This is a genomic window from Halorubrum sp. Atlit-26R, from assembly GCF_003666015.1.
Taxonomy (GTDB): domain Archaea; phylum Halobacteriota; class Halobacteria; order Halobacteriales; family Haloferacaceae; genus Halorubrum.
The window spans coordinates 1-509 of sequence record NZ_QPLT01000403.1; the positions used below are offsets into that span (position 1 = coordinate 1).

A 509-nucleotide genomic window follows, 5' to 3' on the forward strand; every position below is an offset into this window, starting at 1 on the left:
ACTCCAAAGCACTACAACGAACCGTCACTCGGTTCTATCAAAACCTCACCGGACTTTCCAAGCAGAAGCAAAACGGACGCAAGGTCGGGAAGCTCAAGTGGAAGTCACCAACGGAGTTCCAGAGTATGACGTATTCGCAGTCTGGCTTCAAACTCAAAAACACGAGTGGCCGACGCGCGACGCTCTGGCTCTCTAAAATCGGAAACATTCCGATCCGCTACCACCGCGAAATCCCCGATGAAGCCGACATCAAAGAAGTCACCATCAAGAAAGAGACAACTGGCGACTGGTTCGTCTCCTTCGGGCTGGAAACCGACGACACCAACCTGCCCGAGAAACCCGATGTGAACTCGCTCAATACGAGCAATAGCGTGGGTCTTGACCTTGGGATCCTCAACTACATTCACACCTCAGATGGGACGACTGTAGATTGGCTCCACCTCGAAGACGAGTACGACCGACTCCGCCACGACCAACGCAAACTCTCGCGGAAAGAGCAAGGGTCGAAC

The 509-nt window shown here is 53.4% G+C and carries 1 protein-coding gene; it reads left to right on the forward strand.

Features of this window, described 5'->3' with window-relative positions; all coding sequences use genetic code 11:
- Nucleotides 1-509 (forward strand): transposase (locus tag DVK07_RS21165; protein ID WP_147441320.1); only part of this gene is annotated, 509 nt, incomplete at both ends.